Raw genomic sequence first — 19,099 nt, 5'->3', positions numbered from 1 at the left:
CTCAGGCAAAAGCCACCACCAACAGCACCGCAAGCTCCACTGCGGCCAGGCCGCGGCAGAAGGCAACGAAGGCGTTACAATGTAACGGGTTGAACAAGGATTCCGGCAGCCAACGGCGCAGTTGATAGAGCGGGGCGAACATCACCCGAAGCGGTTGGGCAAAACCGGTGGCGGTGATCACCATCGCCTCCTCATGACCATATCCGCAGGTCCAGGCGCTACCCTGTACCCGGCGAGGTTGACGACGGGTCTGATAACGTGCAGCAATCAATAGCGGCAGCAGCGGCATTGCCAGCAACAAAATGGCGATCAACGGGGTAGAAACCAAAGTGTCGGACACGGAGAGGGATTGTTCGGCCGTCATGCCGATCAGCCGGGCAAACAGCGGGATGACCCAGGGCGCACCCAGGCCGCAAACCAGACACAGCAACGCGGGCAGCGCATGGCTCAGCGTCAGGCACAAGTTAGCCTGCACGGCCTGGGCCGCAGCAGCGCAGCGCGGGGCTCCCAGACAGGCGACGCCAAACACCTTGCTGACGCACATCACTGCCAGCGCACCAGTCAGGGCCAGCGCAGCCGCCAGCAACGGCCCGAACAGATGGCCAATAAAGCCAGGGGCCGCACTGAAATGGAACAGTCCCTGATAGATCAGCCATTCACTAGCGAAACCGTTCAATGGCGGCAGTGCGGCCATGGCCACCAGGCCGATCAGCAGAGAAATGGCGGTCCAGGGCATCAGCCGTGCCAGCCCGCCCATTTTCTCCATGTCCTTCAGCCCGGTTTGTTGTTCAATGGTGCCCGCCGCCAACAGCAATGCGCTTTTGAACAGGCTGTGGTTCAACAAATGGAACAGGCCGCCGATCAGGGCGAACGCCGTCAGTAATGGCTGTTGCAGCGCCATACCAACCATGGCACCGCCAATGCCCAGCAGGATGATGCCGATATTCTCCAGCGTGTGGTAAGCCAGCAAGCGCCGCAGATCGTGCTCCATCAGCGCATACAACCCGCCAAAAAATGCGGTGCCGGCGGCCAGCAGCAGGACCAGCAATCCCCACCACAGCGGGGGCGTACCCAGCAGATCCAGTCCTATCTTCAGGATCCCCAGCAGGCCGACCTTCATCAGTGCGCCGGAAAACAACGTGGCGGCAGAGGCCGGCGCGCTGCTGTGGGACTGAGGCACCCAGGCATGCAGCGGCATCACCCCGGCAAAAATGCCAAACCCGGCCAACGCCAGCAGGAAGACGCCGTTACGCAGTGCATCCGGTAATGGCGTAGCGCGGATCACGCTGAATTGCAGGCTGTGGCTGTGGGTATAAATCAGTGCGAAAGCGATAACCAACAGCAGGGTGCCCAGGCGCATCAGCAAAAACTGGCTGTGCCCGGCCCGCAGACTTTTCGCGTTCGGGGCGAGGACAATCAAGAAATAGCCGCACAGCGCCGCCAGTTCTAACAGCAACAGCAAGGCCAGTGCATTATCGGCGATCGCGGCGGCGCTGAGTGCTGCCAGCATCAGATTGATCAGCCCGCCCAACCGACCACCTGCACTGGCGTTCAGCTTCGCGACGCTTCCGATGTGATACAGCGCGGCACAGATCCCACACAAAGCCATCACCAGCAATAACAACGCATTAATACCGCTGATTTCCACCGCATAACTCAACCAGGGCAAACGGGTGCTGTGCAGCGGTGCGAACAGCAGTTGTCCGGCGGCCAACAAGGTGGCGATGGCACACAGCAAGGTGCCGCCACCCAGCAAGGCATTGACACGCGGCCAGGGGGCCAGCAGCCAGCTCAGCAACGCGAACAGGAGATACCCGACGAATGCCAGAGTCAGCAACGACAATGGGTCGGGCGCAATGGGGTAAAACATCAATTCGGCTCCTTGCGGGATTCTGGGGCGGTAGCTAACGGCAGCTCGGCGCTGAGCGCCTGCATGGCGTTGCGCCTTTTCTGTTCGCTGGCGTTACGCACGTCGTGGTCGCTGACCAAGCGAATGGCCTGGGTAGGACAGGTGCGGATACAGGCCGGGCCTAAGGGGGTGAAAGCGCAAAGGTCGCACTTGACCGCCACGGCGCGGACACCGGGCACGCAATCCAGGAAGGCGCCAATCGGCCGCGGCGCTTTAGCGGCAGGCAGGGCCAGCGGTGTGTTGCAGTCTGAGGGGATCGCTAACGGGGTGCTGCCGCCGAAGCCTATGGCGCCGAACGGGCAAGCAATACCGCAGAGTTTGCAACTGACGCACAGGCTCTCGTTCAGGACGATGGCATCATCCTGATGGCGAATGGCGTTTACCGGACAGACCTGCGCGCAGGGCGCATCCTCACATTGATGGCACATCACCGGTGCCGAATCGCGGGCGTTACGAATCACCTGCAAGCGGGGTAATGCCTGCAAACCCCGTTGCCGATGTTCTGCAGAACAACTGGCCATGCAGGTATTGCAGCCAATACACAATTTGGGGTCCGCAATAATAAAGCGGTTCATGCACACTCCTTGCTTCGTCATTTATGACGAAATCGTCAGTAAAAAATGACGTTTCGACAGTTTTCTGTCAGTGAGTAACGCCGACAGTCAGACGGACAGGGTTATTTTTTTCAGTGCGTCATGAATGGCGTGGCCGTCATGCAGCGAATCAAACAGGCATTGGTAAATAACGGCGATCTTATCCAGATAATGTTCAAATACCGCCGGCATATCGCGATTGTTTATTACACCGTCAATATTACCGTCTTCATCCAGCGAGGCATGGGCGAAGGGGGCGAAATTCTCCGCTTCATGCGGCGATGCCAAATTAATGCGATAGCAGATATCACGGCTGTAAAATCCCTCACTTAATTGAATGCTCACCGTGAAGTGGTTGAACAGTACAAAACGCAGATCGTCGTCCTGACCGTAAGTAAACTGATGATTAATCTTCTTTTTAGTGGTGGTAACCGCTTTGATTAAGGTGCTGTGGTAGGTTTGCCACTGCGCCATCAGGCGGTTGCTTTTGTTGGCGATATAATCGGCCTGGCTGGTTACTTCACTGATAGTACTCATTGTCGTCACTCAAAATTGATGGTCATTGTCGAATCGCTTCGGGTGAACGACTTAAAGCATAAAGCGTGCCAGTCTCTGGTGATTTTCATTATTTCCTTTTAATTCAATCATCAGGGTTAGAATTAATCTTTAAATTGGATTGGGGACCGCCAGCTAATTACTGTCGACGTCATGACACTCGACAAATATGCCAAATGGGTTTTGGCACCATATTTGCAACGCAAGGTGACGAAACGTTTTATCCCCCTGAGTGGAGGCCGGATGCACGAAATAACCTTGTGCCAACATGCGATGGAAATAATGCAGCAACAGGCTCGTCAACATCGTGCGAAACGTATTACCGCGGTGTGGTTCGAAATTGGCGCATTTTCCTGCGTGGAGGCGGAATCGCTGCGGTTCTGTTTTGACATGGTATGTCGCGACACCCTGGCCGAAGGCTGTGAGCTGCATCTGACTGAACAACGCGCCTTGTCCTGGTGTTATGACTGCCAGGCGGACGTCGAGCTGTTGATCCCGCAGGTTTTGGTCTGCCCGCACTGCGCCGGAAGAAACCTGCGGGTGCAGGCCGATGATGGATTGCAAATAAAACGTCTGGAAATTGAATAACTGAAAGGAGAAAGAACATGTGCAGCACTTGCGGTTGTGCCCATGGGGAAATGACGATTGAAGGGCAAGCAAAGGTACCGTTTCGCCCGCAGCGGCCTCTGCAGGGGGACCTGCATTATGGACTGGGATTGGCGGGCACTCATGCGCCTGGCATCAGCCAGCGGCGAATGCTGGAAATAGAAACCCGGGTGTTGGATAAAAACGATCGTCTGGCCGAACGCAATCGCCAGTATTTTGCCGAGCAACACATCCTGGCGTTGAATCTGGTTTCCAGCCCCGGTTCTGGCAAAACCACCTTGCTGACCGAAACCCTGCTGCGGCTGCGCGGGATGCGTGAGTGCGCGGTGGTGGAAGGAGACCAGCAAACCACCAACGATGCCGAACGTATCCGCGCCACCGGCGTGCCGGCGATCCAGGTCAATACCGGCAAAGGCTGTCATCTGGATGCGCAAATGGTTCACGAAGCCGCCCAGCGCCTGGAGCTCAAACCCTGCAGCCTGCTGTTTATCGAAAATGTCGGCAACCTGGTTTGCCCAGCCAGCTTCGATCTGGGGGAGCGGCACAAGGTGGCGGTGCTGTCGGTCACCGAAGGGGAAGACAAGCCCCTCAAGTACCCGCATATGTTCGCCGCCGCACGTCTGATGCTGCTGAACAAGGTCGATCTGCTGCCGTACTTGAAGTTTGATCTGGCCGCCTGTATCGCCAATGCCCGTCAGGTTAATCCCGACATCGAGATAATTACCCTTTCTGCGACTCAGGGGGAAGGGATGGATCAGTGGTTGGCCTGGCTGGAGCTGCAGCTATGTGCATAGGGATCCCCGGGCAGATCGTGGCGTTGGATCAACACCAGCCTCAGCACGCCTGGGCCGACGTCTGCGGCGTGCAGCGAGAAGTGAATATCGCATTGGTTTGCCGGGAGGGTGAACCCAAAGAAGCGATGCTGGGGTGTTGGGTATTGATTCACGTGGGCTTTGCGATGAGCCGCCTCGATCAACAAGAGGCCGAGGATATGCTGGCAGCACTGCAGGCGATGGGGGAAGTGGAACAGGACGTGGCGCTGTTTTTGGCGGGGGAGGATAACCATGGATTACGTAGATGAATTTCGCGATCCGCAGCGGGTAAAGAAACTGCTGCAACATATCTGGCACCGCGCCGCACAGTTGCCGTTTACCGCCGAACGACCGCTGCAAATCATGGAGGTGTGTGGTGGCCATACCCATGCGATATTCCGCTTTGGCCTGGATAAGCTGCTGCCGGCGCAAATCGAATTCATTCATGGCCCCGGCTGCCCGGTTTGCGTTTTACCTATGGGGCGCATCGACGCCTGCTGCGAAATCGCCGGGCACCCCGAAGTGATTTTTTGCACCTTCGGCGATGCGCTGCGGGTGCCAGGACAGCAGGGGTCTTTACTGCAGGCGCGCGAGCGCGGGGCCGACGTGCGCGTGGTCTACTCACCGCTGGATGCCCTGATGCTGGCGCGGCAAAATCCGCAACGGCAGGTGGTGTTCTTCGCGCTGGGTTTTGAAACCACCATGCCGGTCACGGCGATCACCCTGCAACAGGCGCGGCAGGAAGGCCTGGACAACTTCAGCGTATTTTGTCAGCACATCAGCCTGATCCCCACCTTGCGCAGCCTGCTGCAACAGCCGGATGTACGCATTGACGGTTTTCTGGCACCCGGCCACGTCAGCATGGTGATAGGCACCGAGCCCTATCATTTTATCAGCAGGCAATACCACAAACCCCTGGTGGTGACCGGCTTTGAGCCACTGGATATCTTGCAAGGGGTGCTGATGCTGGTCGAGCAGTTTCTTGGCCGACAAAGCCAAACCGAAAACCAATACCGGCGGGTGGTACCGGAACAGGGCAACCGGCTGGCACAGCAGGCGATGAGCGAAGTTTTTGTCCTGGGAGGCGGCAGCGAATGGCGCGGGCTGGGCACCATTGCCAACTCAGGCATTGCCCTAACGCCAGGCTACCAGGCTTTTGATGCCGAACGTCGTTTCCGTCCGCAGCGGCGGCAAGTGGCTGACGATCCGCGATCCCGCTGCGGAGACGTGCTCACCGGGCGATGCAAACCGCGCGACTGTCCGCTGTTTGGTCGCGGTTGTACGCCGCAAAACGCGTTTGGCGCGCTGATGGTCTCATCCGAAGGAGCCTGCGCCGCCTGGTACCAATATCGCCGTGAAACAGAGGAGACGCCGGCATGAATAACGTGATTACTATGGCTCATGGCAGCGGTGGTGCTGCCATGCAGCAATTGCTGGACGATCTTTTCCTGCCGGCCTTTGCCAACCCGCAGTTGGATCAGCGTGAAGATCAGGCCCGGTTGGATTTGGCCGAGTTAACGCAGCAGGGCGATCGGCTGGCGTTTACCACCGACAGTTACGTGATTGACCCGATTTTCTTTCCGGGCGGTGACATAGGCAAGCTGGCCATCTGCGGTACGGCCAACGATCTGGCGGTGAGCGGCGCGCTGCCGCGCTATCTTTCCTGCGGCTTTATTCTCGAAGAAGGCTTGCCGCTTCCCGAGTTACAACGCGTGGTCGCCTCGATGGCCGCCACCGCGCAGCAGGCCGGTATTCGCATTGCCACCGGGGATACCAAGGTAGTGCAGCGTGGCGCAGCCGACAAAGTATTTATCAATACCGCCGGTATCGGGGTGATCCCGTCCGGTCTGAACTGGGCGGCGCAAAATATCCGCGTCGGCGATGCCGTGATTGTCAGCGGTACCCTCGGGGATCACGGGGCAACTATTCTCAACCTGCGCGAAAAGTTGGGTATGTCTCTGGGCGTGATCAGCGACTGCGCGGTGTTAACGCCGTTAATTGAGCCATTGCGTGCCATTCACGGTGTGCGGGCGATGCGTGATGCGACCCGTGGCGGGGTGAATGCCATTTTGCATGAGTTCTCCCGTGCGGCCGGCGTGGGCATCGAGGTGCAAGAAAGCCTGTTGCCGATCGCCCCGGCAGTGCGTGGCATTTGTGAATTGCTGGGGTTGGACGCCATTAATTTTGCCAACGAGGGAAAACTGGTGGTCGTGGCCGCACCGCAAGCCGCACAGGACGTGCTCTGTGCCTTGCGTGCTCACCCATTGGGCGCGGATGCGGCGCTGATTGGTACAGTGACGGAGGGGCGACAGGTAAGGCTGCAGGGTGCTTATGGCATCAGCCGCCTGTTGGATTTGCCGCATGCCGAGCCTTTGCCGCGGATTTGTTGATCCCGTCGGGGGAGAACGTCGCGGCCCAGCGTTACACTTTGCGATGTGACTCACAAATCTTCATCGCGACTCAGGCAAGTGATAAACAATGTCGAATGCACAATTAGAAAAACAAGAACTACTGGAAATTACCCGCACGCTGCTGAGCCAGCGCAGTTTCACCGATCTGTTGCTGCAACTGCGTCAGATACTGCAACGCCTGCAATTGGCGGATCAGGTCACGCTGGTGCTGTTTGACCCTGACAGCGAACGGGTCAGCTTTTATGGCCTGGATGCGCATCGACAGCCGGTGAGCTATCAGGATGAGACCCTGCTGGCAAATGGCCCGGTAAGTCGGCTGCGACAAAGCCCGCTGCCACAGCGCTGGCAGAGCGATGATCTGCACGCGCGCTATCCGCAAATTGGAGCTCTGGCGCTGTATTTACCCTTTAATCAGTATTGCCTGATGCCGCTGCATGCAGGCGGTACCCTGATTGGCGGTTGTGAAGTGTTACGTTGTCACCCGGCGCCGTTCGCCGACGCCAGCCTGGTGCAGTTGCAGACACTGATGGAGTTGGTGGCATTGGCGGCAGAGCAGCTCCAGCTGCGGGAGGAGGCGGAACTCCGTCAACGGCAATTGCGCCATGAACGAGATGATTACCGCATTTTGGTCGACGTGACCAACGCGGTGCTGTCGAAACTCGATTTGGATGATTTGATCGGTGAGATCTCAAAGGAAATTCACCGTTTCTTCAAAATCGACGCGATCAGCATTGTGCTTTGCGTCGATAAAACCGAACAGGTCACCATTTATTCCACCCACTATTTGCAAGATGACGTGGTTGAGCGTCAGCAGTACAGCGTAGCGCTGGCGGGCACCTTGTCGGAACAGGTGATGCAAAGCGGTGAAATGCTGCTGTTGAATCTGAAGCATTCCGACCGGCTGGCGGCCTATGAGCGCCAGCTGTTCGATCTCTGGCATGAGCAAATTCAAACGCTGTGCGTGCTGCCGTTAGTTTTCGGCAACAAAACCCTGGGCGTACTCAAGCTGGCGCAATGTCAGCCGGACAACTTCAACGCTGCCAACCTGCGGGTGTTGCAGCAGATCGCCGAGCGTATCGCGATTGCGGTGGATAACGCGCTGGCCTATCAGGAAATTAACCGGCTCAAAGAGAGCCTGGTGCATGAGAACCTGTATCTGACCGAGCAGATTAACGGCAATAACCCGGACTTCGGCGAGATTGTCGGCCGCAGCGTGGTGATGTCCGCCGTGCTCAAACAGGTGGAAATGGTAGCGAAAAGCGACTGTTCGGTGCTGATCCTCGGCGAAACCGGCACCGGTAAAGAGCTGATAGCCCGAGCCATCCACAACCTCAGCGAACGACGCGATCAGCGCATGGTGAAAATGAACTGCGCAGTCATGCCGGCCGGGTTGCTGGAAAGCGATCTGTTTGGTCATGAAAAAGGGGCATTTACCGGGGCGACCAATCAACGAATGGGGCGTTTTGAACTGGCGGACAAGGGAACGCTGTTTCTGGATGAGGTAGGTGAAATTCCCGTAGAGCTGCAACCGAAACTGCTGCGGGTGCTGCAGGAGAGGGAGTTCGAGCGCGTTGGCGGTAACAAGGTGATTTCGGTGGACGTGCGCCTGATTGCCGCGACCAACCGGGATCTGCAACAGATGGTGGCCGACCGCGAGTTTCGCAGCGATCTCTTCTATCGGCTTAACGTCTTCCCGATCGTTATTCCGCCATTGCGTGAGAGGCCGGAAGACATCCCGCAGTTAGTGAAGTTTCTGACCTACAAAATTGCGCGCCGCATGAAACGTACCATCGACAGTATCCCGGCGGAAACCTTGCGCCTGCTGAGCCAAATGCCCTGGCCGGGAAACGTGCGCGAGCTTGAGAACGTCATCGAACGTGCGGTACTGCTGACGCGTGGTACGGTGCTGAACCTGCAACTGCCTGAGTTGCAATACCCGGTCCCTTCGATGGCGCTCCCGGTTCCCAAAGCGGAGCCCAGTCAGCCAGGGGAAGATGAGCGCCAGCAGATTATCAGGGTGCTGAAGGAAACCAACGGCGTGGTTGCCGGCCCACGCGGGGCCGCTCAGCGCCTGGGACTGAAACGCACCACGCTGCTTTCACGCATGAAGAAATGGGGGATTTTGGTTAAGTGAAGTGCCGTGTGGGCTAGGGGGCAGCTAATGAGGGATATCCCTCATTGCGGCTTTAGGCTGAGTTACCTAAGCTAAAGCTGCAATGCAAATCGCACATAAGGAGATCATCATGACTAACTTACCATCCGAAGATCGTAATCCTGCCCCTGATGCCGCTGAAGAAAATGCGTTCTTTCCGTCACCTTACTCTTTGAGTAAATACACGTCGGCAAAGACGGATTTTGACGGCGCCCACTATCCTGCGCCTTATAAAGGCGGCAAGTGGAAGGTGTTGATGATTGCGTCTCAGGAACGCTATCTGATGATGCAAAACGGAAAGTTTTTCTCTACCGGGAACCACCCTGTGGAGATGTTATTGCCCATGCACCACATGGATCTTGCCGGGTTCGAAATCGACGTTGCAACGCCATCCGGCGACCCGGTAAAGCTTGAGATGTGGGCATTCCCTGGTGAGGATGCGGCGGTCAAGGCCACCTATGAGAAATATCGCCGTCAGCTCAAGCAACCGAAAAAGCTGACTGAGGTAGTGAAGGATTTGGATGCGGGTAATTATATCGGTGTCTTTATCCCGGGCGGTCATGGGGTACTTAACGACATCCCCTTCAGCGAAGACGTGAAAAAAGCGCTGTTCTGGGCCCATGACAACGACCGTTACGTGATTTCACTGTGCCACGGGCCTGCCGGATTGTTGGCGGCGGGTTTGGGTGAGGACAAGGAAAACTTCTTGTATCGCGGTTACGAGATCTGTGTGTTCCCGGACTCGCTAGATACCGGCGCCAATATCGATATCGGTTATATTCCGGGCCCAATGCCCTGGCTGGTCGGTGAACGCCTTCGCGAACTGGGCGTCAAGATCCTCAACAGCGACATCACCGGGAAAGTCCACAAAGACCGTCGTTTGTTGACCGGCGACAGCCCGTTGGCCTCCAACAATCTGGGTAAGTTGGCCGCAGAGACATTGCTTGCCGACGTTGCGGCTCGATGAACGGCGTCAGTGACGCGACATAGGTTTAAGAACGGCGTTCTGTTTTGCCCTGGCATCTGCAAGGGTGAAATAAATCTGACGACGAAAAAACGATATTATTCAGAGGGGGAGTGATTAAGGCTCAACCCACGCCAGCAGGCGCGGGTTGAGCGGATTCAACAAGATTTATGACGTTGCGTCACCGATATCCATCGGCTTTTGTTTACGAAGCAGGTGCAGCAGCAATGATACGCGGCGCTCTGTCCGTTCCGGCGTGTCCGGTGGCAAGTTATAGCGCAGAGTGTAACGCTCGTTTTTTTCATTGAAGAAATCGATGACCAGTACGGGGACCGAAGCACCCACCACTTTTCGATAGTTCAATGAGATACCTGACAACCTTCTATTCATTGAAACATCCATTATTCATTACCCTACAGCCAGGGGACGACGGGTTGACATGGCGATGCGGCCGATGCCAAAACTGAGCGCCGCGCCCAACAGCAGGATCAGCAATGAACCCCATGCCGCGCGTGATACCTGTTTGGCCGCCACTTCCGCCGCTTCGCGGGCTTTTTGCTCGGCCTGCGCCTTCAGCTGGTCGACCTTTTGTACCGCCTGCTGATAAGCCTGGGCATAGTTGTCTACGATCTGGGTCGCTTCTGCACGGCTCTTGCCTGTACGGGCTGCGACGATATTCACCAGCGCATCCTTATCAGCCGCATTCAGGGTAGGTTCACCGGATTGCTTGACGCGTTCAAACCATTGCTTGAGCTCTGCAGCCGCCTGTGTTGGGTCAGTGGCTGCATCAGTAGCGGTTTGCTTACCATCCGCAGCGACGCTATCGCTCTTTTGTTCCAACTTGGACGGGTCCAGCTCAGCCTTGCCGCTTTGCTTGAGGGTGGTGGTTAACTGGTTTTCCAAATTACCCCAGTCCAGGCTGATGCCATTTTTGTCTAACTGCTGTTTGACGTTTTCGCCAATGCCCGGCGCTGCGGCGGCAATACCGTTGCCGGCCAAAGAGAGCCCCTTGCCGACGGCGCTACCGGCCAGACCGACCACGCCGCTCGCCACAGAAATCACCAGCCACGTCGTCAGTAATGTGGTCACTGCCCAGCTCAGCAGACCGTGCAAACCGCCACGGTTTGGCGAAGTTCTGCCGGCGACAAATGCACCAGCCGCCAGCGAGACCAGGGTAGTGACAAACAACCAGATCCCGGTGCCCGTGCCAAAGCCACTCAGAGGGTTGCCCTCATGCAACGGATCCACGGCCGAAGCGCCGATGGCCGTGCCCAGCACGCTCAGTATCAGATAGGTCACCAACGCCATGGCACTCCCGGCCAATACCGAACCCCATGAAACGTGAAACGCAAAGCGATTGGATTCATAGACAGTGGTCATTGTTATTCCTTATATTGACTAAACAAGTGGTTGTACGCACAGCACAGGGCCGCGCCGACAGAATCAGTCTGCCGCTTGGCACCACTGACCGTCCCGGTTCATTTGCACCGACAAAGCTAGTGCATTCACACCCCGCGAATGCACCTGTTACGCACTATGCTGTTGGGAACAGCGCCACTATCAGGCACTTCGATCGCCGTCAGGCGGCCAAGCCACTTCGTCTTTTGGAGAAAACATGAGTCAATCCATCCTTGCCAACGAAACTAACCGTAGCCAGCTACAGCAGATCATCTCAGGGTTGTCGGAAGGGGTGATCCTGGCCGAGGTCGACCAGACCATTCTGTGGGCTAACGAGGCAGCGCTGAGCATGCATGGGTTGAGCAAGTTGAGTGAGCTGGGTGCCAATGGCGGTGAATATGCGGAGCGCTTTGCCTTGCGTTATCGCAACAATCACCCTTTGACGCCGGAACAGTATCCGATTAACCGGGCTGCCAACGGCGAGACCTTCAGCGACGTACTGGTCGAAGTTCGGCCCGCCAGCGAATCGGAGTACCTGTGGGTTCACCGTTTACGCAGCCTGGTGATCACCGACAGCAAAGGGCAAGCCGAATTGCTGGTTTTGATCCTGAGTGATGCCACCGAGTGGGCCAGTGCCGAGCAGCGTTTTGAAAAGACGTTCAACGCCAACCCGGCACCGGCCGTGATCTGCAGCCTGAGCGACCTGCGCTACATAAAGGTCAACCAGGGGTTCCTCGATATGACGGGCTATACACGCGATCAGGTGATGGGCACTTCGGTGTATGCGCTGGACGTGCTGGAACAGGCGGAACGCAAGGAACAAGCGGTGCAATTGCTGAGCGAAGGGGCGACCATTCCACAGATGCAGGCCGAGCTGAAGCTGCCGACCGGCGGAACCAAGCTGGTGATCGTCGCCGGCCAGCCGCTGGACATCAATGAAGAAGATTGCATGCTGTTTACCTTTACCGACCTCGAACCCCGTCGCAAGGCGGAGTCGGCGCTGCGCGAGAGTGAAGAGCGGTTTGCGAAGTCCTTTCGTTTAAGTCCGGTGCCCACGCTGGTGTGCACGGCGGACAAGCAGCGGGTGCTGGACATCAATGAGGCCTTTATAAAAACCACCGGATACGCCGCCGAGGAGTTAATCGGCAAGACGGTCGAAGAGATCAATGTGATCGATGGGCAAGGGGAATGCCGGCGGTTATTTACCACGTTGGAAAAAAGCGGTAACGTCGAGAATCAAGACCTTAAAATACGCAAAAAGAGCAATGAAACCATCGACTGCGTGGCTTCAGCGGATGCCGTGAGCATTCAGGATGCCCGCTGTTATCTCCTGGTACTGATGGATATTACCGAACGCAAACGCTCTGAACTTGATCTGGTGGCTGCCATCGAGGAAGTCATGCAAGACGCTTCCTGGTTTAGCCAGACATTGCTCGAAAAACTGGCCAATGTGAAAAGTATCAATAAGCCTAACCTGGCGGGGTTTTCCTTCACCGATCTTACCGCCCGCGAGCGCGACGTATTGGGGTTGATTTGCGAGGGGCTGCCGGACAAAAAGATCGCCGCGCGCCTTAATCTTGCCCCGAATACGGTGCGTAATCATGTGGCGACGGTCTATTCCAAACTCGACGTCCATAGCCGCGCCGAAGCCATCGTCTGGGCCAGAGAGCGGGGGCTGTTTGCCGGTGAACGGTCGTCTAAAAATGGAAAGTAGGGTGCAAATGCACTGGCCAATCCCCTGCAAATTGACCTTATGAGCGGTTCATCAACGGCTTACTATCGTGAGACAAGGCAGGCATTTGCACTATGCAAACGTCGAAACAAACCTCACTCAGGAGTGCAGAATGAACAGCGATAAAATCAATGGCGTGATGGATAAAGTGGTAGGCAAGGCGCAGGAAGTGGCCGGTGATGTTACCGGCGATGAGCGTTTGCAGGCTGAGGGATCTACCCGCTACGTTGCCGGCGCACTACAAGAAAAATATGGCGATGCTGTTAGCTGCGTCAGCGATCTGGTCAAGAAGAAACCTCTCACTACGGTAGCGATTTTTGCCGGCGTGAGCCTGTTGGCAGGCCTGCTGCTACGCCGCCGCTGAGGCTGTGGATTGACTGATTACCGCAAATAAACCCCAGCCTGACTCGCCCGCATCCTGCGGGCGAATGCTTTCCCCGCACCGCTGCACATTGTATTTTGTGACAAAAAAGCCTTTTTTACTCCCCTTCGTTTTTTGCGTCTGAGCCATAGGTTCTATATATTTATTAACAGGCTCTGAATAAAGATGCGAATATCAGCCCGCATTGTGCATCAGTGGCCAGTATAATCAGTTTGCAAAGATGTTGACGGAACATGTGCTTTCGGGAGCAGAGTAAAGGTCAGTGAGGAACCTATTGCCTCTTGATGTTGCAACCGAGCAGACAACGACTCACAGGTTACGAGGAACTATCATGCATAAAAGAACACTGGCGTCATTGCACTACGATAAAATGCCTTACGATGGGGTGTATTACCATATTCTGAAACGCGAGGCACATGGGCACACGGCGCTGTTGAAACTTGATGCAGGCAGTCACCAGTCAGCCCGCCTGCATCCGGGCTGGGTCAAACTGATGGTCCTGTCCGGTGAGCTTAAGATCGGCGACCAAACCCTGCAGTCCCATGAAATGTTTATGATCCCGGCCAATACCGCCTATACCGTGGATGCTCTCACAGAGGTTTACTGTCTCGCGATTTCCGAACTGGATGGCGTGGAGTTGGCGCGCTAATTCTTGTTCTGTCAGCCTGCCGAACACTGAGCGCAGGCGATAATCCCACTCTATTTTTCAGACCTGTCTATCACGGGCCAACCTTGTTGGCCTGTCAGGCAGTGCCAATAAGGAGGGCGCTTTGAGCCATTCCACAGCGTTGTTAACCAAAATCCAGTCTCTGGAAACGATGTTGCATCAGCCACTGCTGCGAAACGACTCGGTTACGGTGGAAAAACTGCTGCATGATGATTTTGAAGAGATCGGCCGTTCGGGACAGCGCTACAACAAGGGGCATACCATTGCGGCATTGCAGGAAGAAACTGGCCAGGTGCCTATTTATGCCGAAAATTTCAAGCTGTCCACTATTGCCGAAGGAGTGGTGTTACTAACCTACAGAAGTTTTCAGCGCGGCGCCGACGGCAACGTGACCCGTAGTACTTTCCGCTCTTCAATCTGGCTGCGATCGTCGAGCGAGAACGATGACCATTGGCAGATGCGGTTCCATCAGGGAACGCCAACGGCAGAGTGAATCCATGTAGTTACGGATCCTCCATCAGGCCTATCAACCGTTGCATATTGTCCCCACAGGAAATACCCTCCGGCCGATTTTTGAGGTTGGCGATCATAGCCAATATTGCTTTTTTGCTCTCCTTAAGTTGTTGTTGTAGTTGTTCAATCTCGGCTACGCGGGTATTGAGGGAATGGATCAGCCCTTCGTGATCCCAGCCCGCTTGATTGCGCGGCAGGAACTGACGTATTTGTTCAAGCGAAAAGCCTGCCTGCTGGGCGTTATCGATGATCTTCAGTACACCTGCAACTTCGGGTGCGTAGTTTCGGTAGCCATTGCCTTGACGTGGAGGAGGGCTGATTAAGCCTTCTGCCTCGTAGAAACGAATCCGGGAGGGAGAGAGCCCCGTTGCCTTTGCCAAATCCCCAATCTTCATACCGTTCGAAAAACCCCTATTGACCTTAAAGCTAACTTTAAACCTATACTCTCTAAACGGTCAACGCAGGACCGAAGGCAAATCCGCTTTCGGGTGCAAGGTCCGGAACCGGCCTTTCCTGCGCGTGGCCGAGAAAAGCATTACCCTTTGACTAATTGCTGAATGGGAGAATTGATATGGGTTACGTAACCACTAGCGATGGCGTTGACATTTTCTACAAGGACTGGGGACCAAAAGATGGAAAAGTCATCTTTTTCCATCATGGCTGGCCGCTGTCTAGCGATGATTGGGATGCCCAGATGCTGTTCTTCGTAAACCAAGGATTCCGCGTTGTTGCGCACGATCGACGTGGCCATGGTCGTTCCAGTCAAGTATCGGAAGGGCATGATATGGATCACTATGCGGACGACGTTGCTGCGGTAGTGAAACATTTGAGCGTGCAAGGTGCCATGCATGTGGGTCACTCAACGGGCGGGGGCGAGGTGGTGCGTTACATCACGCGTCATGGTGAGGATAAGGTATCGAAAGCCGTACTGATCAGTGCTGTGCCGCCGTTGATGGTGAAAACCGACAGTAATCCGCAAGGGACACCTAAATCGGTATTTGATGATTTCCAGGCGCAACTGGCCGCCAATCGGGCGCAGTTCTATTACGATGTTCCCGCGGGACCTTTCTACGGCTACAACCGGCCCGGCGCCAAGCCGTTGGATGCGGTCATCTGGAACTGGTGGCGGCAAGGCATGATGGGCGGCGCCAAGGCTCATTATGACGGCGTCGTCGCGTTCTCACAGACTGATTTCACCGACGATCTCAAGCGTATTTCCATCCCGGTTTTGGTGATCCACGGCGATGACGATCAAGTGGTTCCATACCAAGATTCAGGCGTGCTCTCGGCCAAGTTGGTCAAAAACGGCAAGCTTATTACCTACAAAGGTGCGCCGCACGGCATACCTACGACCCATGCTGATCGGGTCAACAGCGATCTACTGGCCTTTGTAAATAGCTGATGCGGGAAACACGGTTCTCGTGAAAAAAACAGGCTCCTTCTGGAGGGGCCTGTCGCCCGCCCCCTTTGGCAGCGCCTTCTGAGTGCGTAAATAGCGCCATACTGCAAAGATGAGAAATTGAAATGCAAACGATTCTGGGGGCCAATGGCCAGATCGCCCAAGAGCTTGCGCGAGAGCTGAAGCGTTCATACACCGATGATCTGCGGTTGGTCAGTCGTAATCCGCGGAAGGTCAATCAAAGCGATGTGCTTATCGCGGCAGACTTGCTGGATGCACAACAGACTCTTGAAGCTGCAAAAGGCAGCGACACGCTTTACTTCGTTGCAGGATTACCACCGGATTCAGCACTGTGGGAGAAACAGTTTCCAACGATGTTAAAAAATGCGTTGGACGCGAGCCGCTCGGTAGGAGCTCATTTTGTTTACTTTGATAACACCTATATGTATCCGCAGAACAGCGATGTGCAAACGGAAGAAACTCCATTCGCGCCTAAGGGGCGAAAAGGGCAAGTGCGAGCATTGATGGCGAATATGGTGCTAAAGGAAATGGAGCAAAAGAATATTCCCGTCACTCTTGGACGTGCCCCCGAGTTCTATGGGCCGGGGAAAACGCAGAGCTTCACCAATGCGTTAATCATCGACAAACTCAAGGCGGATGAAAAACCGTGTGTCCCTGTATGTGACGATACACTACGTACCCTTATCTGGACACCTGACGCCAGCCGTGCGCTGGCTGTTCTTGGCAATGCACCCGATACTTCCGGTCAGACGTGGCACTTGCCGTGCTGCGATGATCGACTGACTTACGCTCAATTCGTTTCTTTGGCCTGTGAGGTATTCGGGAAAAATATCTCTTACTCCGTCATCAACAAATGGGTCCTAAGTGTTACGGGCCTGTTTTCAAAAGGAGCCCGTGAGATTCGGGAGCTGTTACCGCGATATCAGCAGGACAATTTGTTCGACTCGACAAAATTCAAACGCCGCTTCCCAAACTTTAACGTAACGACGTATCGCGAGGGGCTGGAGGAGATCAGGCGTGAGTGGCAGGACAAAAAGGTTGGTTGAGCAGAAGCAGTTTCAGTGACAACGTCACAATTATCGCATTATGTTAAATAGAATTTTAGGTGCCTGAGTTCAAATGACAGTGATAACTTAATGTAAAACATGATGTTATTTGATTTTTGTTAGAATGATGATTTACCGGATACTGAACTGAGTCAAAAATTGCTCCTGAATTTTTAGCGACGCCTTAGAAACATGGACAGCGCAGCGACAAATTATCCTGGTAAACAGATCACCGGTGAGCGGATATCCGCGGGTTTTACTCATGGCATAATCGCTCATCATCAACGAGGAAGAGGATCTGTTTTACGTCAGGGCTACTGATTTGTGCTTTAATGCTGCCCAACTCAGGGTGAATATGCAGATATATTGGTCGATTTAATGCCAGTTAAACAGTGCATTTTGGTGAAATCTGCAAGGGAAATTGCTGCCAGGCTTTCTCAGATTTCACGTAGCGCGATCAAAATAAAACAGGGAAAAGGATGATGTTTAAGAAAGGCAGGCCGAAAATGCTTTTTCGCAGGGAGAACACTACTGCAAGGGGAGCAATCCGCCATGGTGGTGAGTACCGCTGGCAGCGCCATAAGAAACACGCGATTGATGAGAACTTGCCGATGCGGGAAGGCATGCACGGCAGAATGCAACAAGGTATTGATTACACGCCGTTGTTCAAATTTTTGCTGCGTAACGTTGGGCAACCGTGGATTGATGTGCATCGTGAAGCAATAAGTCGACTGGATAAGGAAGAGCCGATTTTTTATTTGGTTGCATTACAGCGTAAAAATTGGAGCAGCTACGTACGTTATGGCGAATCGAGTTACTACAGCGGGCTTTGCATCGATGAGCAAGGATTGCTGCAGAAGGTTAATCCTGAATTCACTGCAGAAGACGTCCCGGTTCGATGCCGTTGTTGTACGTATACCTTTAATGGTGAACGAGTACCTGTAACTGAAAAGAACTGGCTAAAACCTTACGAAAAGGAAAACTGGGAATGATGATGAAAGAACAGGTTCTACAGAAAGAAAACCCTTGGGGGCGGGTAGTCAGGTTAAGGCTCAGCTATCTCAATATGCAATTTAACATAATATACATTATGCGCACCTGGGTAGCTCTACGTAGAATCTGAGCTTTTGGGCTTTACCATGGCTTATTCATATCCCGTTATGCCGATGCTTTACGCTTAATGCCATGCTGATTCAAACACTCAATGTTTCATCCGGAATCTCTCCGCCATGAAAACCAAATTCACACTGAGCTTCTTCTCACCGGTTTTGCACTGTGCACTAAAGCATTCCCCTTGAGCCGATGTTTTCCAGAATAGATAACCTTCTTCACGCGGCAGTTCTCATCTTGGTGATCGTACATCGCAAATTGTGGCCTGGTGTTTTGGGATGAAATGACATCCATGGCCGGTGCACTAATATGAAACAGGATCAGCGTTTGAACTCATACTGCGTATACAGCAATTCTGGGATAGAAACATCAACTCGCACCTCACTCATCGTGACATTGTCACCTTAACCAAACTGCTTTTATCTGGACATATGCCCTGTAACCCCGATTCATTCAGCTTGCGCTTGGTGTCCTGCAGCGTTTCCCGCTGATTACTCAGCGTCGCCATCATGCGATCAATCTCCTCAAGCCGCGCATCAAGCTTCTGCATAAGGCTGTCCTGGTACGCCATTCCTTCCAGCGACAGCACGCCGCGGATCGTATCCAGTGCAAAACCCAGATTTTGTCCGATCTGGATAAGATGCAAACGCTCCAGCGAGGTCTCGCTATAAACACGATATCCGTTGGCGCTGCGCGATGCCTTAGGCAGTAATCCCTGTTGCTCATAGTAACGTATGGCCGATGCGGCCAGACCCGAACGCTCTGCCAATTCCCCTATTTTCATTTCGCTTGACCTTAAAGTTGACTTTAATCTTAGTATACACGGGTT

21 protein-coding genes are annotated in these 19,099 nt (G+C 54.6%); 14 read left to right on the top strand and 7 right to left on the bottom strand.

The window, feature by feature from the left end; genetic code table 11:
- Nucleotide 1: 1 nt before the first annotated feature.
- From AC1RKC_RS01465 to hycA, 3 genes are all read right to left on the bottom strand, one after another.
- A complete protein-coding gene (locus AC1RKC_RS01465) occupies nt 2-1,870 on the bottom strand; it encodes a proton-conducting transporter transmembrane domain-containing protein (protein ID WP_493092212.1) in 1,869 nt (622 codons plus the stop codon).
- A complete protein-coding gene (locus AC1RKC_RS01460) occupies nt 1,870-2,484 on the bottom strand; it encodes a 4Fe-4S dicluster domain-containing protein (RefSeq protein WP_413510211.1) in 615 nt (204 codons plus the stop codon). Before AC1RKC_RS01460 ends, AC1RKC_RS01465 begins: the two co-directional genes overlap by 1 nt.
- Nucleotides 2,485-2,571: 87 nt before the next feature.
- Nucleotides 2,572-3,039, bottom strand: coding sequence for a formate hydrogenlyase regulator HycA (gene hycA, locus AC1RKC_RS01455; RefSeq protein WP_020826910.1), 468 nt, complete (start codon nt 3,037-3,039; stop codon nt 2,572-2,574).
- Nucleotides 3,040-3,300: 261 nt separating this feature from the next.
- Here hycA and hypA point away from each other — a divergent pair, with 261 nt between their 5' ends.
- From hypA to hchA, 7 genes are all read left to right on the top strand, one after another.
- Nucleotides 3,301-3,645 (top strand): hydrogenase maturation nickel metallochaperone HypA, encoded by a 345-nt coding sequence (hypA, locus tag AC1RKC_RS01450; RefSeq protein WP_046373540.1) that lies wholly within the window; start codon nt 3,301-3,303, stop codon nt 3,643-3,645.
- A gap of 17 nt (nt 3,646-3,662) precedes the next feature.
- The gene (gene hypB / locus AC1RKC_RS01445; RefSeq protein ID WP_493092213.1) at nt 3,663-4,457 is read left to right on the top strand and encodes a hydrogenase nickel incorporation protein HypB; all 795 of its coding nucleotides are present in this window, start codon (nt 3,663-3,665) and stop codon (nt 4,455-4,457) included.
- Complete coding sequence (hypC, locus tag AC1RKC_RS01440) at nt 4,448-4,744, top strand: HypC/HybG/HupF family hydrogenase formation chaperone (protein ID WP_020826913.1); 297 nt, start codon at nt 4,448-4,450, stop codon at nt 4,742-4,744. The genes hypB and hypC overlap by 10 nt, the downstream gene beginning before the upstream one ends.
- On the top strand, nt 4,728-5,855 hold the full coding sequence (gene hypD / locus AC1RKC_RS01435) for a hydrogenase formation protein HypD (RefSeq protein ID WP_493092214.1): 1,128 nt from the start codon (nt 4,728-4,730) through the stop codon (nt 5,853-5,855). Before hypC ends, hypD begins: the two co-directional genes overlap by 17 nt.
- Nucleotides 5,852-6,865 carry a hydrogenase expression/formation protein HypE gene (hypE, locus tag AC1RKC_RS01430; protein WP_115058809.1) on the top strand — a complete coding sequence of 338 codons (1,014 nt, stop codon included), beginning with the start codon at nt 5,852-5,854 and terminating at the stop codon, nt 6,863-6,865. Before hypD ends, hypE begins: the two co-directional genes overlap by 4 nt.
- Nucleotides 6,866-6,953: 88 nt before the next feature.
- Complete coding sequence (gene flhA, locus AC1RKC_RS01425) at nt 6,954-9,020, top strand: formate hydrogenlyase transcriptional activator FlhA (RefSeq protein WP_046373536.1); 2,067 nt, start codon at nt 6,954-6,956, stop codon at nt 9,018-9,020.
- 109 nt (nt 9,021-9,129) lie between these two features.
- Complete coding sequence (gene hchA / locus AC1RKC_RS01420; protein WP_046373535.1) at nt 9,130-10,005, top strand: glyoxalase III HchA; 876 nt, start codon at nt 9,130-9,132, stop codon at nt 10,003-10,005.
- 165 nt (nt 10,006-10,170) lie between these two features.
- On the opposite strand, the gene AC1RKC_RS01415 is transcribed toward hchA, so the two are convergent.
- Nucleotides 10,171-10,365 carry a hypothetical protein gene (locus AC1RKC_RS01415; protein ID WP_020826918.1) on the bottom strand — a complete coding sequence of 65 codons (195 nt, stop codon included), beginning with the start codon at nt 10,363-10,365 and terminating at the stop codon, nt 10,171-10,173.
- Nucleotides 10,366-10,410: 45 nt separating this feature from the next.
- Nucleotides 10,411-11,382 (bottom strand): hypothetical protein, encoded by a 972-nt coding sequence (locus tag AC1RKC_RS01410; protein ID WP_115058806.1) that lies wholly within the window; start codon nt 11,380-11,382, stop codon nt 10,411-10,413.
- Between the two features lie 235 nt (nt 11,383-11,617).
- Between AC1RKC_RS01410 and AC1RKC_RS01405 the strand changes: the two genes are divergently transcribed.
- From AC1RKC_RS01405 to AC1RKC_RS01390, 4 genes are all read left to right on the top strand, one after another.
- Entirely contained in the window at nt 11,618-13,114 is a 1,497-nt protein-coding gene (locus AC1RKC_RS01405; protein ID WP_493092215.1) for a helix-turn-helix transcriptional regulator, read from the top strand.
- 130 nt (nt 13,115-13,244) lie between these two features.
- Nucleotides 13,245-13,496, top strand: coding sequence for a CsbD family protein (locus AC1RKC_RS01400; protein WP_020826921.1), 252 nt, complete (start codon nt 13,245-13,247; stop codon nt 13,494-13,496).
- Between the two features lie 349 nt (nt 13,497-13,845).
- Entirely contained in the window at nt 13,846-14,163 is a 318-nt protein-coding gene (locus tag AC1RKC_RS01395; protein WP_020826922.1) for a cupin domain-containing protein, read from the top strand.
- Between the two features lie 121 nt (nt 14,164-14,284).
- Nucleotides 14,285-14,674, top strand: coding sequence for a nuclear transport factor 2 family protein (locus tag AC1RKC_RS01390; protein WP_129982836.1), 390 nt, complete (start codon nt 14,285-14,287; stop codon nt 14,672-14,674).
- A gap of 10 nt (nt 14,675-14,684) precedes the next feature.
- On the opposite strand, the gene AC1RKC_RS01385 is transcribed toward AC1RKC_RS01390, so the two are convergent.
- Nucleotides 14,685-15,089: a MerR family transcriptional regulator gene (locus AC1RKC_RS01385; RefSeq protein WP_129982835.1), complete on the bottom strand. Its 405-nt coding sequence runs from the start codon at nt 15,087-15,089 to the stop codon at nt 14,685-14,687.
- 176 nt (nt 15,090-15,265) lie between these two features.
- Here AC1RKC_RS01385 and AC1RKC_RS01380 point away from each other — a divergent pair, with 176 nt between their 5' ends.
- The 3 genes from AC1RKC_RS01380 to AC1RKC_RS01370 all read left to right on the top strand — a co-directional run bounded on the left by AC1RKC_RS01380 (nt 15,266) and on the right by AC1RKC_RS01370 (nt 18,152).
- Nucleotides 15,266-16,096 carry an alpha/beta fold hydrolase gene (locus AC1RKC_RS01380; RefSeq protein ID WP_020826925.1) on the top strand — a complete coding sequence of 277 codons (831 nt, stop codon included), beginning with the start codon at nt 15,266-15,268 and terminating at the stop codon, nt 16,094-16,096.
- Between the two features lie 122 nt (nt 16,097-16,218).
- A complete protein-coding gene (locus tag AC1RKC_RS01375) occupies nt 16,219-17,160 on the top strand; it encodes an SDR family oxidoreductase (RefSeq protein WP_493092216.1) in 942 nt (313 codons plus the stop codon).
- Between the two features lie 482 nt (nt 17,161-17,642).
- Nucleotides 17,643-18,152, top strand: coding sequence for a hypothetical protein (locus AC1RKC_RS01370; protein WP_128864880.1), 510 nt, complete (start codon nt 17,643-17,645; stop codon nt 18,150-18,152).
- 503 nt (nt 18,153-18,655) lie between these two features.
- On the opposite strand, the gene AC1RKC_RS01365 is transcribed toward AC1RKC_RS01370, so the two are convergent.
- Nucleotides 18,656-19,054, bottom strand: coding sequence for a MerR family transcriptional regulator (locus tag AC1RKC_RS01365; RefSeq protein ID WP_020826929.1), 399 nt, complete (start codon nt 19,052-19,054; stop codon nt 18,656-18,658).
- Between the last annotated feature and the right edge of the window lie 45 nt (nt 19,055-19,099).

This window comes from Serratia sp. GW822-FHT06E05 (assembly GCF_058799445.1).
The sequence above is the reverse complement of the archived record's forward strand: the minus strand, read 5'-3'. Positions and strand labels throughout refer to the sequence as shown.

Bases quoted from the DNA above. Each gene is read 5' to 3' on its own strand.
- AC1RKC_RS01465 (WP_493092212.1), bottom strand. From the start codon at position 1,870: ATGTTTTACCCCATTGCGCCCGACCCATTGTCGTTGCTGACTCTGGCA.
- AC1RKC_RS01460 (WP_413510211.1), bottom strand. From the start codon at position 2,484: ATGAACCGCTTTATTATTGCGGACCCCAAATTGTGTATTGGCTGCAAT.
- hycA (WP_020826910.1), bottom strand. From the start codon at position 3,039: ATGAGTACTATCAGTGAAGTAACCAGCCAGGCCGATTATATCGCCAAC.
- hypA (WP_046373540.1), top strand. From the start codon at position 3,301: ATGCACGAAATAACCTTGTGCCAACATGCGATGGAAATAATGCAGCAA.
- hypB (WP_493092213.1), top strand. From the start codon at position 3,663: ATGTGCAGCACTTGCGGTTGTGCCCATGGGGAAATGACGATTGAAGGG.
- hypC (WP_020826913.1), top strand. From the start codon at position 4,448: ATGTGCATAGGGATCCCCGGGCAGATCGTGGCGTTGGATCAACACCAG.
- hypD (WP_493092214.1), top strand. From the start codon at position 4,728: ATGGATTACGTAGATGAATTTCGCGATCCGCAGCGGGTAAAGAAACTG.
- hypE (WP_115058809.1), top strand. From the start codon at position 5,852: ATGAATAACGTGATTACTATGGCTCATGGCAGCGGTGGTGCTGCCATG.
- flhA (WP_046373536.1), top strand. From the start codon at position 6,954: ATGTCGAATGCACAATTAGAAAAACAAGAACTACTGGAAATTACCCGC.
- hchA (WP_046373535.1), top strand. From the start codon at position 9,130: ATGACTAACTTACCATCCGAAGATCGTAATCCTGCCCCTGATGCCGCT.
- AC1RKC_RS01410 (WP_115058806.1), bottom strand. From the start codon at position 11,382: ATGACCACTGTCTATGAATCCAATCGCTTTGCGTTTCACGTTTCATGG.
- AC1RKC_RS01405 (WP_493092215.1), top strand. From the start codon at position 11,618: ATGAGTCAATCCATCCTTGCCAACGAAACTAACCGTAGCCAGCTACAG.
- AC1RKC_RS01400 (WP_020826921.1), top strand. From the start codon at position 13,245: ATGAACAGCGATAAAATCAATGGCGTGATGGATAAAGTGGTAGGCAAG.
- AC1RKC_RS01395 (WP_020826922.1), top strand. From the start codon at position 13,846: ATGCATAAAAGAACACTGGCGTCATTGCACTACGATAAAATGCCTTAC.
- AC1RKC_RS01385 (WP_129982835.1), bottom strand. From the start codon at position 15,089: ATGAAGATTGGGGATTTGGCAAAGGCAACGGGGCTCTCTCCCTCCCGG.
- AC1RKC_RS01380 (WP_020826925.1), top strand. From the start codon at position 15,266: ATGGGTTACGTAACCACTAGCGATGGCGTTGACATTTTCTACAAGGAC.
- AC1RKC_RS01375 (WP_493092216.1), top strand. From the start codon at position 16,219: ATGCAAACGATTCTGGGGGCCAATGGCCAGATCGCCCAAGAGCTTGCG.
- AC1RKC_RS01370 (WP_128864880.1), top strand. From the start codon at position 17,643: ATGTTTAAGAAAGGCAGGCCGAAAATGCTTTTTCGCAGGGAGAACACT.
- AC1RKC_RS01365 (WP_020826929.1), bottom strand. From the start codon at position 19,054: ATGAAAATAGGGGAATTGGCAGAGCGTTCGGGTCTGGCCGCATCGGCC.